Origin of the sequence: Nocardioides seonyuensis (assembly GCF_004683965.1) — a bacterium.
Taxonomy (GTDB): Bacteria; Actinomycetota; Actinomycetes; order Propionibacteriales; family Nocardioidaceae; genus Nocardioides; species Nocardioides seonyuensis.
The window spans coordinates 3442810-3455255 of sequence record NZ_CP038436.1 but is presented as its reverse complement, the minus strand read 5'-3'; the positions used below and the strand labels follow the sequence as shown (position 1 = coordinate 3455255).

At 71.7% G+C, this 12446-nt stretch carries 10 protein-coding genes and 2 riboswitches; of the genes, 1 reads left to right on the top strand and 9 read right to left on the bottom strand.

All coding sequences use genetic code 11. From position 1 onward, the window contains the following. Position 1 precedes the first annotated feature (1 nt). The 3 genes from cobO to EXE58_RS20350 are packed head-to-tail and all read right to left on the bottom strand — an operon-like array spanning position 2 to position 3536. A complete protein-coding gene (gene cobO, locus EXE58_RS16755) occupies positions 2–616 on the bottom strand; it encodes a cob(I)yrinic acid a,c-diamide adenosyltransferase (protein ID WP_135268914.1) in 615 nt (204 codons plus the stop codon). Further along, positions 616–1422 carry a uroporphyrinogen-III C-methyltransferase gene (cobA, locus tag EXE58_RS16750; RefSeq protein ID WP_135268913.1) on the bottom strand — a complete coding sequence of 269 codons (807 nt, stop codon included), beginning with the start codon at positions 1420–1422 and terminating at the stop codon, positions 616–618. The genes cobO and cobA overlap by 1 nt, the downstream gene beginning before the upstream one ends. Beyond that, complete coding sequence (locus EXE58_RS20350) at positions 1422–3536, bottom strand: VWA domain-containing protein (RefSeq protein ID WP_279638248.1); 2115 nt, start codon at positions 3534–3536, stop codon at positions 1422–1424. Before EXE58_RS20350 ends, cobA begins: the two co-directional genes overlap by 1 nt. Positions 3537–3576: 40 nt before the next feature. Continuing rightward, positions 3577–3720: riboswitch (cobalamin riboswitch) on the bottom strand. 32 nt (positions 3721–3752) lie between these two features. Between EXE58_RS20350 and cbiE the strand changes: the two genes are divergently transcribed. Further along, positions 3753–4988: a precorrin-6y C5,15-methyltransferase (decarboxylating) subunit CbiE gene (cbiE, locus tag EXE58_RS16740; RefSeq protein ID WP_135268912.1), complete on the top strand. Its 1236-nt coding sequence runs from the start codon at positions 3753–3755 to the stop codon at positions 4986–4988. A 33-nt stretch (positions 4989–5021) separates the two neighbouring features. Here cbiE and EXE58_RS16735 read toward each other — a convergent pair whose 3' ends face one another. From EXE58_RS16735 to EXE58_RS16710, 6 genes are all read right to left on the bottom strand, one after another. Beyond that, positions 5022–5789: a cobalt-precorrin-4/precorrin-4 C(11)-methyltransferase gene (locus tag EXE58_RS16735; RefSeq protein ID WP_135268911.1), complete on the bottom strand. Its 768-nt coding sequence runs from the start codon at positions 5787–5789 to the stop codon at positions 5022–5024. After that, positions 5786–7315: a precorrin-2 C(20)-methyltransferase gene (locus EXE58_RS16730; protein WP_135268910.1), complete on the bottom strand. Its 1530-nt coding sequence runs from the start codon at positions 7313–7315 to the stop codon at positions 5786–5788. The genes EXE58_RS16735 and EXE58_RS16730 overlap by 4 nt, the downstream gene beginning before the upstream one ends. Then, entirely contained in the window at positions 7312–7992 is a 681-nt protein-coding gene (locus tag EXE58_RS16725; RefSeq protein WP_135268909.1) for a precorrin-8X methylmutase, read from the bottom strand. The genes EXE58_RS16730 and EXE58_RS16725 overlap by 4 nt, the downstream gene beginning before the upstream one ends. After that, positions 7989–8834 (bottom strand): nitrite reductase, encoded by an 846-nt coding sequence (locus EXE58_RS16720; protein WP_135268908.1) that lies wholly within the window; start codon positions 8832–8834, stop codon positions 7989–7991. Before EXE58_RS16720 ends, EXE58_RS16725 begins: the two co-directional genes overlap by 4 nt. A 58-nt stretch (positions 8835–8892) precedes the next feature. Next, a riboswitch (cobalamin riboswitch) is annotated at positions 8893–9085 on the bottom strand. Between the two features lie 45 nt (positions 9086–9130). Then, positions 9131–10354 (bottom strand): class I SAM-dependent RNA methyltransferase, encoded by a 1224-nt coding sequence (locus EXE58_RS16715; protein ID WP_135268907.1) that lies wholly within the window; start codon positions 10352–10354, stop codon positions 9131–9133. After that, positions 10351–12402: an APC family permease gene (locus EXE58_RS16710; RefSeq protein WP_244242282.1), complete on the bottom strand. Its 2052-nt coding sequence runs from the start codon at positions 12400–12402 to the stop codon at positions 10351–10353. The genes EXE58_RS16715 and EXE58_RS16710 overlap by 4 nt, the downstream gene beginning before the upstream one ends. Positions 12403–12446 lie beyond the last annotated feature (44 nt).

Below are 12446 nucleotides of genomic sequence, written 5' to 3'. Positions count from 1 at the left end.
CTCACCACTCGATTCCTCGCTGGCCCTTCTGGCCGGCGTCCATGGGGTGCTTGACCTTCGTCATGTCGGTGACGAGGTCGGCCACCTCGATCAGCTCGGGCGCGGCGCGGCGCCCGGTGATGACGACGTGCTGCTTCGCTGGGCGCTCACGCAGGGTGGTGACGACGTCGTCGAGGTCGACCCAGCCCCAGGCGATGGGGTACGTGAACTCGTCGAGGACGTAGAGGTCGTGCGTCTCGGCGGCGAGACGGCGCTTGATCTCCTGCCACCCTTCGGCTGCGGCGCGGGCGTGGTCCTCGGCGTCGCCCTGCTTCTTCGTCCAGGACCAGCCGGCGCCCATCTTGTGCCACTCGACGGGGCCGCCTTCGCCGGTCTCCTCGTGGAGACGGCCGAGCCGTTCGAGGACGGTCTGCTCGCCGATGCGCCACTTGGCGGACTTCACGAACTGGAAGACACCGATGTTCCAGCCCTGGTTCCACGCCCGGATGGAGAGCCCGAAGGCGGCGGTGGACTTCCCCTTGCCGTCCCCGGTGTGGACCATCAGCAGCGGGCGGTTGCGGCGCTGGCGGGTGGTGAGTCCGTCATTGGGGACGGTGAGCGGCTGGCCCTGGGGCATCAGATGACCTCTTCGAGTACGGGGGTGTCCGTGGCCGCGAACGCGGCGACGTGACCGATGACGGTGATGGCGGGCGGCTCGACATGGGCGGCCCGTGCCGCGATGTCGGCAACCGTGGCGCCGACGACCTGCTGGTCCGGGTGGCCTCCGCGGGCGACGACCGCGGCCGGGGTGGCGGGGTCGAGGCCGTTGGCGACCAACGCGGCGGTGATCGCAGACAGGGTGGCGACCCCCATGAGGACGACGAGCGTGGTGCCGGAGCGAGCCAGCGCCTCGAAGTCGAGGGTCGAGTCAGGATGACCGGGCGGGACGTGGCCAGAGATCACGCTGAAGCCCTGGACGAGTCCGCGGTGGGTGACAGGGATCCCGCCCAGTGCCGGGACGGCGACCGACGAGGTGACGCCGGGGATCACGCGTACGGACACCTCTGCCTGGGCGCAGGCCTCGAGCTCTTCCATGCCTCGTCCGAAGACGAACCCGTCGCCACCCTTGAGCCGTACGACGCGGCGCCCCGCGCGGGCGTGCTGGACGAGCAGGGCGTTGATGCTCTCCTGCGGGGTGAAGGCTTCACGTGGGAGCTTGCCGACGTCCACGATCTCAGCGTCGGACGGTGCCCAGCCCAACGCCTCGGAGGGGGCGAGGTGGTCGACCAGCAGCACGTCGGCCTGTTCGACGGCGGCGCGGCCAGCCACGGTCATCAGTCCGGCCTCGCCGGGGCCGCCGCCGACCAGCGCCACGGTGCCGGGGAGCAGGGGCGCGAGGGTGCCGGTCGAGGTGTGGGTCACGGTTCGGGTCGCGGTGCTCATCAGGCCACCCGTCCGTTCACGACGTCGACGAGGCCGGTGGCGCTGACGCGGGCCATGGGCACGTGCTCAGCTTCGAGGTGGCCTGCGAGGATGCGGGCGAGCCCGAGTCGCAGCGGTCCTTCCTCGCAGTCGACGACCACCCCGGGGACACCCAGCGCTGCCAGGTGCGCGGCGGCCTGCCGGGAGCGTGCCACGGCGTCGGTTCCTGCGGTGGCCCGGCCGTCGGTGACGACGACGAGCAGGGGGCGCAGGCGTGCATCGCGGAGCCGCTCCCGCCGGACGACGTCCGCCGCGGTGAGCAGCCCTGCGGCGAGCGGGGTGCGTCCCCCGGCGGGGAGGTCGTCGAGCAGGGCGACCGCCACCTCGATGGAGCCGGTGGGCGGCAGCGTGAGCTCGGCGTCGGTGCCGCGGAAGGAGACGAGCGCGACCTTGTCACGGCGTCGGTAGGCGTCGGTGAGCAGCGAGAGGATCGCGGCCTTCACCTGCGTCATCCGTTTGCGGGCGGCCATCGAGCCGGAAGCGTCGACGCAGAACAGGAGCAGGTTGGCTTCGCGGCCTTCGCGCACGGCGGTGCGCAGGTCGCTGGCGTGCAGGGTGAAGCGGCCCTCTGCCGTACGGGCGGTGTCGGAGGTGGCGTGGCGTTCGGCGGCGGCGCGCAGGGTCTCGACGAGGTGCAGGGCACCGGCTCCGTGGCCGGGTCGGGCCCCGACGCGGCGGCCGGTGTCGCCCAGGGCACGGCTGCGTCGGCCGGGGGTGCCGTGGCCGAGGCCGCCGACGGTGAAGAGGCGGGGTCGGTACGCGTCGCCGGACTTCACGGTGGTGGAGGTGCCGTCGCCGGTGGGCTGGGGTTGCTGGGGCGCGGGCGGCAGGATGGCGGCGATGTCGTCGGACGCTGCGCCTTGGGCGGGGTCCGGGTCGGTCGGCGTGGTGTCACCGGGGGCCGGGTCGGTGCTGTCGGTGTCACCGGGCTCGATGTCGGCAGGGGCCTCGGTGGGGCTCTCGTCAGAGGCGTCGGTGGCGTCGTCCGCCGGCGTGGGCCCCTCGGGCTCGGGCGGCTCGGGCAGGTCGTCGTCGCCGAGGATCTCGTCGAGCAGCTTCTCGTCGAGGCCGGGTGCGTCGAACGGGTTGCGGCGGCGTCGGTGCGGCAGGGCGAGCAAGGCGGCGGCGCGGATGTCGGCGCGGGTCACGAACCGGCGTCCGGCCCAGGCGGCGTGGGCGACGGCGGTGCGGGCGGTGACGATGTCGGCGCGCAGCCCGTCGACCTCGAACGCGGCGCACACTTCGGCGACCTTGAGCAGGGCCGCGTCCCCCAGGGTGACGTCGTCGATCCGGGCGCGTGCCTCGGCGATGCGGCGGGTGAGCTCGGCCTGCTGGGTGGCGTAGGTGGCGACGAAGGCGGCGGGGTCGCGGTCGAAGGCGAGGCGTCGGCGTACGACGTCGACGCGCAGGGCGGGGTCGCGGGGTGCCGCGACTTCGACGGTGAGCCCGAATCGGTCGAGCAGCTGGGGGCGCAGCTCGCCCTCTTCGGGGTTCATGGTGCCGATGAGGACGAACCGGGCGCTGTGGCCGATGGAGACGCCGTCGCGTTCGACGGTCACCTGGCCGGTGGCGGCGGCGTCGAGGAGCAGGTCGACGAGGTGGTCGTGGAGCAGGTTGACCTCGTCGACGTAGAGCACGCCGCGGTGGGCGCGGGCGAGCAGGCCGGGCTCGAACTCGACGGAGCCGGCGGTGAGCGCCTTCTCGAGGTTGAGCGAGCCGAGCACGCGGTCCTCGGTGGCGCCGACGGGCAGCTCGACGAGGCGTACGGGGCGGCTGACCACCGGGCCGCGGGCGGCGCCGGGGTCGGTGCTGAGGTCGGGCGAGGTGGCGTTGGTGTCGTGCGGGTCGGTGGAGAACCGGTCGCCGTCGTGCACGTCGATCCAGGGCAGCACGTCGGCGAGTGCTCGGACCGTGGTCGACTTGGCGCTGCCCTTCTCGCCGCGTACGAGGACGCCACCGATCTCGGGGCTGATCGAGGTAAGGACGAGGGCGAGGCCCATGTCGTCGAGACCGGAGGTGGTCGTGGGGTCGTACCCGCAGCCGACGACGGCAGAAAATGGATACTTCTGTGGCACGTTGAGGCTCCCGCTCGTAGGCCATGGATTGGCTCACGCGAGGCCGGTCTTCGGACTTGTCGAGTCACTCCTGACGGAGTGCTCGACTCACCGCAGCGGGCCTGTGCCGGACTCTCACCGGCTTCCCAGATTCTCCCCGTTGCTCGTCCCCACCGTTTCCGATGGCTGGGGCGCGGGGGCACCTCACGTGTTGGGCTGACGATAGCCTCCCGACTCGTGGATGACTTGACTCCCCCTCCTCGTGGACACCTCGTGACCGTGGTGGGAGTGGGGGCCGACGGGTCTCTCCAGCCGGCCGCGGAGAGGCTCCTACGGGAGGCAGACGTGGTCCTCGGCGGCCGACGCCACCTCGCCCTCGTGGCCCCGGTGCCGGGGCAGGAACGACGCCCGTGGCCCTCGCCGCTCGCGCCTTCCCTACCGGCTCTGCTCGACGAGCTGCGCGGTCGCCAGTTGGTCGCGCTGGCGTCCGGTGACCCGATGGTCTCGGGCATCGGCACGACGCTCGTACGCGCTCTTGGCGCCGAGGCCGTCCGGGTCCTCCCTTCGATCTCCTCCGTGGCCCTGGCACGCGCACGGATGCGCTGGTCGGCCGAGGAGTCGGTGGTCGTGACGCTGGTCGGACGACACGAGGCACGGGTGCTGCGGGAGGTCGCTCCGGGGCGACGGATCCTGGTCCTCACGTCCGGGTCGCCGACAGCCACGTTCGTGGGCCGGTTGCTGACCGAGACGGGCCATCCGGACGCTGTCATCACGGTGCTCGGGAACCTCGGGAGCGACGCCGAGTCGCGGTCGGTGAAGACCGCCCGGGAATGGGCCCAGACACCGGCGAGCGATGTCCCTGCGCTGCACGTCCTGGCCATCGAGGTCCCCGCGGACGCCGCGGGGTGGCGCTCGTCGTGGGTGGCAGGCTTGCCCGACGAGGCCTTCGAGAACGATGGGCAGCTCACCAAGCGCGACCTTCGGGCCTCGGCCCTGGCTCGTCTCTCCCCCGCGCCCGGTCAGCACCTGTGGGACGTCGGTGCAGGCGCCGGCTCGGTGGGCATCGAGTGGATGCGCTCACACTCCACCTGCCGTACGACCGCGGTCGAGGCGGATCCCGTGCGCGCCGCCCGGGTGGCACGCAACGCGACGCGTCTCGGCGTGCCCGACCTCCGTGTGGTGGAAGGTCCCGCCCCTGACGCGCTCGCCGGCCTCGAGCCTCCGCACGCGATCTTCATCGGCGGCGGAGCCACGCGCCCCGGCGTCCTCGACGCGTGCCTGGCGGCGCTGCGTCCGGGCGGACGCCTGGTCGTGCACGGTGTGACGCTCGAGACGGAGTCGCTCCTCGCCGACGCATACCGGACGCACGGCGGCGAGCTCACCCGCCTCGCCGTGGAGACGACGCACCCCGTTGGCAGATTCACCGGATGGACGCCGCTGCGGACCGTGACGCAGTGGAGCCTGCGCCTCTGAGCCCCTCGGAGGCGTCTTGCAGGAGACCGTGGTCTACAACGGTCGCTTCGTGAGCCTGTCCCGCTCACGGCTGTACAGGTACGACTCCCCTCCTGCGAGGGCAGGCGCCTCAGCCAGCGTGCGTCCGACCAAGATGACAGCCGCCTGTCGTAGCCCGGCCCCCTCCACCTGATCGGCAATGGTGTCGACGGTTCCGCGCAACACCAACTCCTCCGGCTGGCTGGCCCGGTACACGACCACCACCGGGCAGTCTCCCCCGACGACCGGTTCGAGCTCGGCCATCAGGGTCCGGGTCCGAGTGATCGCCAGGTGCAACACCAGGGTTGCGCCGGTGGCGGCGAACTGGGTCAGCGACTCCCCGTCTCCCATCGGGGTAGACCTTGCTTGAGTCCGGGTCAGCACCACCGATTGCGCCACCAGCGGCACCGTCAGCTCGCTGCCCACCCGGGCCGCCGCCGCCGCGTACGCGGCGACGCCGGGCGTGACCTGCCAGGTGACCCCGGCAGCGTCCAGCCGGCTCGTCTGCTCGTGCAGGGCGGAGTACAGGGACGGGTCGCCGGAGGTGAGGCGCACGACCTGGTGGCCCGCGTTGAAGGCGTCGACGAGGTGCGCGGAGATCTGGTCGAGGTCCAGGTCCTGGGTGTCGACCAGGGTCGCCTGCGGACCGCAGTGGGATAGGACCTCGGGGTCCAGGTAGGTCCCGGGGTAGAGCACGAGGTCCGCCTTCGCGAGCAGCCGCGTCGCCCGCACGGTCAACAGATCGGCAGCTCCGGGGCCGGCTCCGACGAAGTGGACGGTCATCGCACGAACCTCGGCGTCCAGACGCCGGCCGAGGAGACGCGGGTCGATGAGGCGCCCACGATCAGCAGGCACTTCATGTCGATCGTGATGGGATCGAGCTCGCCTAACGTGCTGACCGTGAGCGCCTCCTCCGCGCGTCCCACGTCGCGACCCACCACGACGACCGTCTCCGGGCTCTTGTGCTCCAGCAGCACCTGTCTGGCCGTCGCGACCTGCTCGGTACGGCTGCGCGACGCCGGGTTGTAGATCGCAAGGACCAGGTCCGCCTCGGCCACGGCCCGGAGCCGCTTCTCGACGACCTCCCACGGCTTGAGGCGGTCCGAGAGGCTCATCACCGCGAAGTCGGCACCCACCGGCGCACCCGCGCGTGCGGCCACGGCCTGCACCGCGCTCACGCCGGGGAGCACCCGGACCCGTACGTCTGCGTACGCCGGGTCCTCGGCCGCCTCGAAGACGGCAGCGGCCATGCCGAAGACGCCCGGGTCGCCACCCGACACCACGGCCACCTTCTGCCCTCGCCTCGCGAGGTCCAGAGCGAAGGCCGCACGGTCGAGCTCGACAGTGTTGCCCGACGCGTGGCGGGTGAGCCCTTCACGCTGCGGCACCCGATTCACGTACGGCGCGTACCCCACGACGTGGTCGACCTCCGCGAGCGCCGCGCTCACCTCCGGGGTCAACCAGCCGTCCGGTCCCGGGCCGAGCCCCACCACCAGCAGCTCCGCCGGATCGACCTCCGCCGCCTGCGAATCGGCAGCGGTCGGGCCACTCGTCTCCCGGGAGCGCCGTCCGTTGAGGCTGTCCCCGGTGACCACGATCAGTGAGAAGTACGGGACCGATGCTTCGTCAGCCTCGGTCACCGGGATCCAGCGCTCCTCCGGCATCGACGCCCGCTCCACGTACAAGGCGTGCTCGAGGCGGCCAGCCGCGGCGAGCGCGCGGCGTACGGCAGGGAAGGTCCGTCCCAGCTTCATGATGATCGCGCCGTCGGTGTCGGCCAGCCGTCGGGCGAGCTCGGGCTCGGGCAGCGTGCCGGGCAACACGGTGAGCACGTCGGTCTGGCGGACCAGCGGACTCGCGGTCGCGGCGGTGGCCGCGAGGAAGGCCGGGACGCCGGGCACGATCTCGGTCGGGAATCGGTCGGCGAGGCGGTCGTGCATGTACATGTACGAGCCGTAGAAGAGCGGGTCGCCCTCCGAGAGCAGGACGACGTTGCGACCAGCCACCAGGTGGGCGGCCAGGCGGTCGGCCGACTGCTCGTAGAACTCGGCCAGCACCCCGGCGTACCCGCCGGGGTGGTCGGTCGTGCCGGTGGTGACCGGATAGGTGAGCTCCTCCTCCAGGACATCGGCCGGGAAGAGCTCTGCGGCGATACGGCGCGCGTTGGACTGCCTGCCCCGCGCCGCGTGGTAGGCGATGACGTCGGCGTCCCCGATCAGGCGCGCTGCCTTGCGGGTGATCAGCTCGGGATCCCCAGGACCGACGCCGACGCCGGCGAAGTGGCCGATGGCAGAGGTGGACGTGCTCATTCCTGCTCCTGGGCAAGTGCGTTGAGGGCCGACGAGGTCATGGCGGATCCACCTCGGCGGCCGCGGACGGCGACGAAGGGGATGTCGATGCCGTGGTCGACGCGGAAGTCCTCGAGGGCCTGCTTCGACTCGGCGGCCCCGATGAAGCCCACCGGGCAGCCGACGATCGCCGCAGGGCGCGGGGCGCCGTCCACGAGCATCTCCAACAGGTGGAACAGGGCGGTCGGCGCATTCCCGATGGCGACCACGGAGCCCTCGAGGTACGGCTCCCAGAGCGAGATCGCCGCCGCTGTGCGGGTGGTTCCCCACTCTTCCGCCAGGGCAGGCACCTCAGGTTCGTTGAGGGTGCAGATCACGTCGTTGTCCGCGGGGAGGCGGCTGCGTGTCACGCCCTTCACCACCATCGTGGCGTCGCACAGCATCGGCGCCCCCGCCTCGAGGGCTGCGCGGGCCGCTGGGACGAGGTCCGGGTGGATCACGAGGTCATCGACCAGATCCACCTGTCCGCTGCCGTGGATCATCCGCACGGCCACCTTCTCAGCGCTCACCGGCACGCGGGAAAGGTCGGCCTCACGTCGGATCGTGGCGAAGGAGTCGAGGTAGATGGCCGCCCCCCGGTCGATGTACGGGTAGTGACGCCCCGGACGACGAAGCTGCAACGGGGACGGACTGCTCATGAGGACTCCTCAGGGACGAGAACGCCACGCCAGGGGGTGACGACGAGTTCGGCTGCCGCGGAGCACAGGCGCTCCACGGCGGGACGGTCGAGGCCGTCCTCCGGCACGGCGACATGCTCACCGCCGGGCACGGGGCCGTACGGCAACGGGGGCGATCGGTCAGGCAGCCGTGCCGATGCAGGCACCGGGGCGACCAGTTGCGACGCCAGCTCGTGGACGTGCCACGCGGCGCCAGGCCCGTCGCCGCGCACCTCAAGGAAGCGGAGAGCCAGGCGGACGAGCCGTTCCTCGACGCCCGCGAGCGGGACGACCGGGCCCCAGCCGGTGCCGACCCGCAGCTGCGCCTCGGTGGGACCGAGCGCGACCAGCCCGAGGTCGCAGGTGCGGTCGAGCAGGTCGCCGCGGCCGTCATCGAGCACGAACAGGAAGCGGCCGGGCAGCAACCCGAGGGCAGGTGCGGCCAGCAGCGCTGCGTCCAGCGCGCGTGCGACGGGACGCAGGTCGACGCGACCGCCGACCAGCCCGGTCTGGGGCGACGCCATGACGTTGCGCGCCAGGTCGTGCGTACGGCTGGGCAGGAGGCCGGTCGCCTCGACGGCCGCGAGCACGGTGTCGGTCAGGCGCTGCGTGCCGGGCACCGCCGAAAGCGCCCTCACCTGCAGATTCGTCCGCGTGGTCACGTGGAGGTGTCCGTCGCCGTGACGTTCTGCCACCTCCAGCAAGCCGAGTAAGGCGTCTGCGGCGACCCTGCCACCGGGCAGACGCAGCCGGACGAGCAGACCGTCTTCTGCGGGCCAGGGGCGCAGCACGCCCGGGCAACGGTCGGGACGTGACCGGGTCACCGGAGATCACCATGCTTCGAGTCCGGGTCCGTACGCGGGACCCACCATGACCCGACGACGGTTGTCGTCAGGGCCAGCAGGTCTTCGGACTTGGATCAACCGGGCGCGAACGCCTTCCCAGGATCCGCAGACCCCAGTGGCTGCCGTTGCCGGCGTGTCCGTCCCGTCCCCTCACCGCTGCGCGTCAGTTCCGGACTCTCACCGGATTCCCTGACTCCACGTGGGAGTACGACTGGCTGATCGTGACGATACCGCGCCGGCACGACGGCCCGCTGTCGGGTCTGTTGCACGATCGTTCAGCGCGGCCGGGCGCAAGCGTCCGCAGGCTCCAGCAGCGCGACGCATTCCGTGTGGCTGGTCATCGGGAAGAGGTCGAAGGCCCGCAGGGCGGTGAGCCCGTAGCCGTGCTCGGCGAAGATCGCGACGTCCCGGGCCAGCGCGGCCGGGTCACAGGCGACGTAGGCCACTGCGCGCGGCCGGCGGTCGCACACCTGCGCCACCACGTCCCGCTTGGCGCCGTCGCGTGGTGGGTCGAGCACCACGAGGTCGAAGGGCTCGTCGAAGCTCGCTTCCAGCACGTCGCCGGTCGACCCGCATGCCACCACGGCACCCTCGTGCGGGGCGAGGTTGGCCTGGGCGTGACGGGCCGCCTCGCGGTGGCCCTCGACCGCGACCAGTCGCGTGCCGGACCCGATGGCGTCGGAGACGAACCGCGCGAAGAGCCCGACGCCGGCGTAGAGGTCGAGGGTTGCCTCACCTGCTCGTGGGGACAGCATCTCCAGCACCGTCTCGACCAGCACTCGCGGAGCCGCGGGGTGCACCTGCCAGAAGCCGTCCACCGCGAGGGCGAAGTCGTGCGTGGCCCCCGCCGCGGTCACCGAGCGGGCGTCGTACGACGTGCCGGCGGCCTCGTGCTCCTGGCCGGGCCGGGCACCCTCCGCTGCGATGAGGCAGTCGTCGATGGCGACGAGCTCGTGGGATCGGTGCTTGCGCATGGCCGGCTGCCCACCCGGAAGCTCGGCGTAGCGCTGCCGGGTGCGCCACCGGAGCCCGTCGTCAGGCCGTGTCGACCCGTCCCCTTCGGGCACCGGGACCCCCCCGACGACGAGGCCGGCCAGCAGTGGGTGATCGGCCGCCAGTCCACCCAGTCGCACCAGCTGCTCGCGCACGACTGATGCCTTGAGGTCACGCTGCGCAGGCACCCGCACGTGCTGGAAGTCGCAGCCCCCGCACAGTCCGGGACCCGCGAACGGGCACGGTGGCGTGACCCGGTCGGGCGCCGCCGACAACACCTCGACGGCGTCACCGCGCCAGAAGCGGTCGCCGTCCGTCCCCTCGGTGATCTCCACGACCACCCGCTCGCCCGGCAGCGCGTGACGCGTGAAGACGACCCTCGACTCCGGCTCGGGGAGGCGTACGACGAAGTGCCCACCGTGCGCGACGGGGCCGACGGTGGCCTCGAACCGGTCACCGACCCGCGACTGCCCGCGTGCCTTGCGAGGCCGGGGCCGCCGGGTCACTCGTCGTCCTTGCGCCAGGTCGACCCGTTGGTGTCGACCCGCCCACGGCGCAGGTCGCCCGCGTGCACGCGCCCCTCCTCGCGCTCCTCGCGCTCCAGGGCGATCGCCGAGGAACGCAGCTGGAACGGCACCGAGATGACCATGACACCGGGGCTGAAGAGAAGGCGCCCCTTCAGGCGCAGCGCGGTCTGGTTGTGGAGCAGCTGCTCCCACCAGCGTCCCACGACGTACTCGGGGATGTAGACGGCCACCACGCCGCGAGGACTCGCCTTGCGGATCGCCTGTGTGTACTCCACGATCGGGCGGACCACCTCGCGGTAGGGCGAGTAGAGCACCTTCAGCGGCACGTCGAGACGACGCTCGTCCCATTCCTTGAGGAGCTGGTTGGTGCGCTCGCTGTCGACGCTGACGCAGATGCCCTCGAGGACGTTGGGCCTGGTGGCCTTCGCGAAGGCGAGCGCGCGCAGAGTCGGCTTGTGCAGCTTCGAGACGAGCACCACCGCGTGCACCCGCGTGGGCAGGACCGAGTCCTGCTCGTCTGCGGCCAGCTCGGTCTCGACCCGTGCGTAGTGGCGGGAGATGGCCTTCATGACGAGGAAGAAGAAGCCCATCGCCAGGATCGTGATCCAGGCACCGGCGAGGAACTTGGTGACCAGCACGATGACGAGCACCACGGCGGTCAGGCACAGCCCGAAGGTGTTGATGGCGCGGGAGCGGACCATCCGGCGTCGCGCCGACGGGTCGCTCTCGCCCTGGAGTGCCCGGGTCCAGTGGCGGATCATGCCGAGCTGGCTGAGGTTGAACGACACGAAGACGCCGACGATGTAGAGCTGGATCAGCTTGGTCGTCTCGGCGTCGAAGACGACGATGAGGGCGATCGACATCGCGGCCAGGAACACGATGCCGTTGCTGTAGGCCAGGCGGTCACCGCGCGAGCCGAGGGACCGCGGAGCCAGACCGTCGTGGGCCAGGATCGAGCCGAGCACCGGGAAGCCGTTGAAGGCCGTGTTTGCAGCCAGGACGAGGATGACGCCGGTGACCGCCAGCACGAAGTAGAACCCCGGTGAGAAGTTGTCGAACACGCCTGCGGCGATCTGGGCGATGACGGGGTGCTGCTCGTAGCCCGCCGGCAGAGCGTCGCCGGCCGCTGTGCGCAACCGGTCGAGCTCGTGGGGGTCGACGTAGCGGATCGACATCTCCTTGGCCAGGACGATGACGCTCATCATCATCGTCACTGCGATCAGGCCCAGGAGCAGCAGCGTCGTGGCCGCGTTCTGGCTCTTGGGCTTGCGGAAGGCCGGGACGCCGTTGCTGATGGCCTCGACCCCCGTCAGGGCGGCACAGCCGGAGGAGAACGCCCGCGCGAGGAGGAACATCAGGGCGACCTGCGACAGCGGCCCCTCCCACCCCGGGGCGGGGTCGATCTCGAGATGGGCGCTCTCGGCGTCCGGGAGGCTGCCGGAGAACATCCGCACGAGGCCGTAGGCGCACATCCCCATGATCGAGACCATGAAGAGGTAGGTCGGGGTGGCGAAGAACGCACCGGACTCCCTGACGCCGCGCAGGTTTGCGGCCGTGAGCGCCACCACTGCGCACGCGGCGACGGTGGCCTCGTGGCCGACCAGGGGGTTGTACGCGCCGGCGGCGTACTGCGCGGCGGAGGAGATGGACACGGCGACGGTCAGCACGTAGTCCACGAGCAGCGCACTGGCGACCGTGATGCCGGCGGTGCGTCCGAGGTTCTTCGTCGCCACCTCGTAGTCGCCACCACCGGAGGGGTAGGCGTGCACGGTCTGGCGGTAGGACGCGACCACCGTGAGCATCACGACGGCGACGGCCAGCCCGATCTTCCACGACCAGACGTAGGTCGACGCGCCGGCGACCGCCAGCATGATGAAGACCTCGTCAGGGGCGTAGGCCACCGAGGACAGCGCGTCGCTGGCGAAGACCGGGAGTGCGATGCGCTTGGGGAGCAGGGTCTCCCCCAGCTGGCTGCTGCGCAGCTTGCGCCCCACCAGGATGCGCTTCGACACGTCTCCGACACTCACGGGCGGCAAGCCTAGACCCGCGACCCCGCTCAGGACCCTGCAGT

What these genes read in the sequence shown, in the direction of transcription:
- cobA (WP_135268913.1), bottom strand. Translation starts at nt 1,422, where the DNA reads ATGAGCACCGCGACCCGAACCGTGACCCACACCTCGACCGGCACCCTC.
- EXE58_RS16735 (WP_135268911.1), bottom strand. Translation starts at nt 5,789, where the DNA reads ATGACCGTCCACTTCGTCGGAGCCGGCCCCGGAGCTGCCGATCTGTTG.
- cobO (WP_135268914.1), bottom strand. Translation starts at nt 616, where the DNA reads ATGCCCCAGGGCCAGCCGCTCACCGTCCCCAATGACGGACTCACCACC.
- EXE58_RS16725 (WP_135268909.1), bottom strand. Translation starts at nt 7,992, where the DNA reads ATGAGCAGTCCGTCCCCGTTGCAGCTTCGTCGTCCGGGGCGTCACTAC.
- EXE58_RS16730 (WP_135268910.1), bottom strand. Translation starts at nt 7,315, where the DNA reads ATGAGCACGTCCACCTCTGCCATCGGCCACTTCGCCGGCGTCGGCGTC.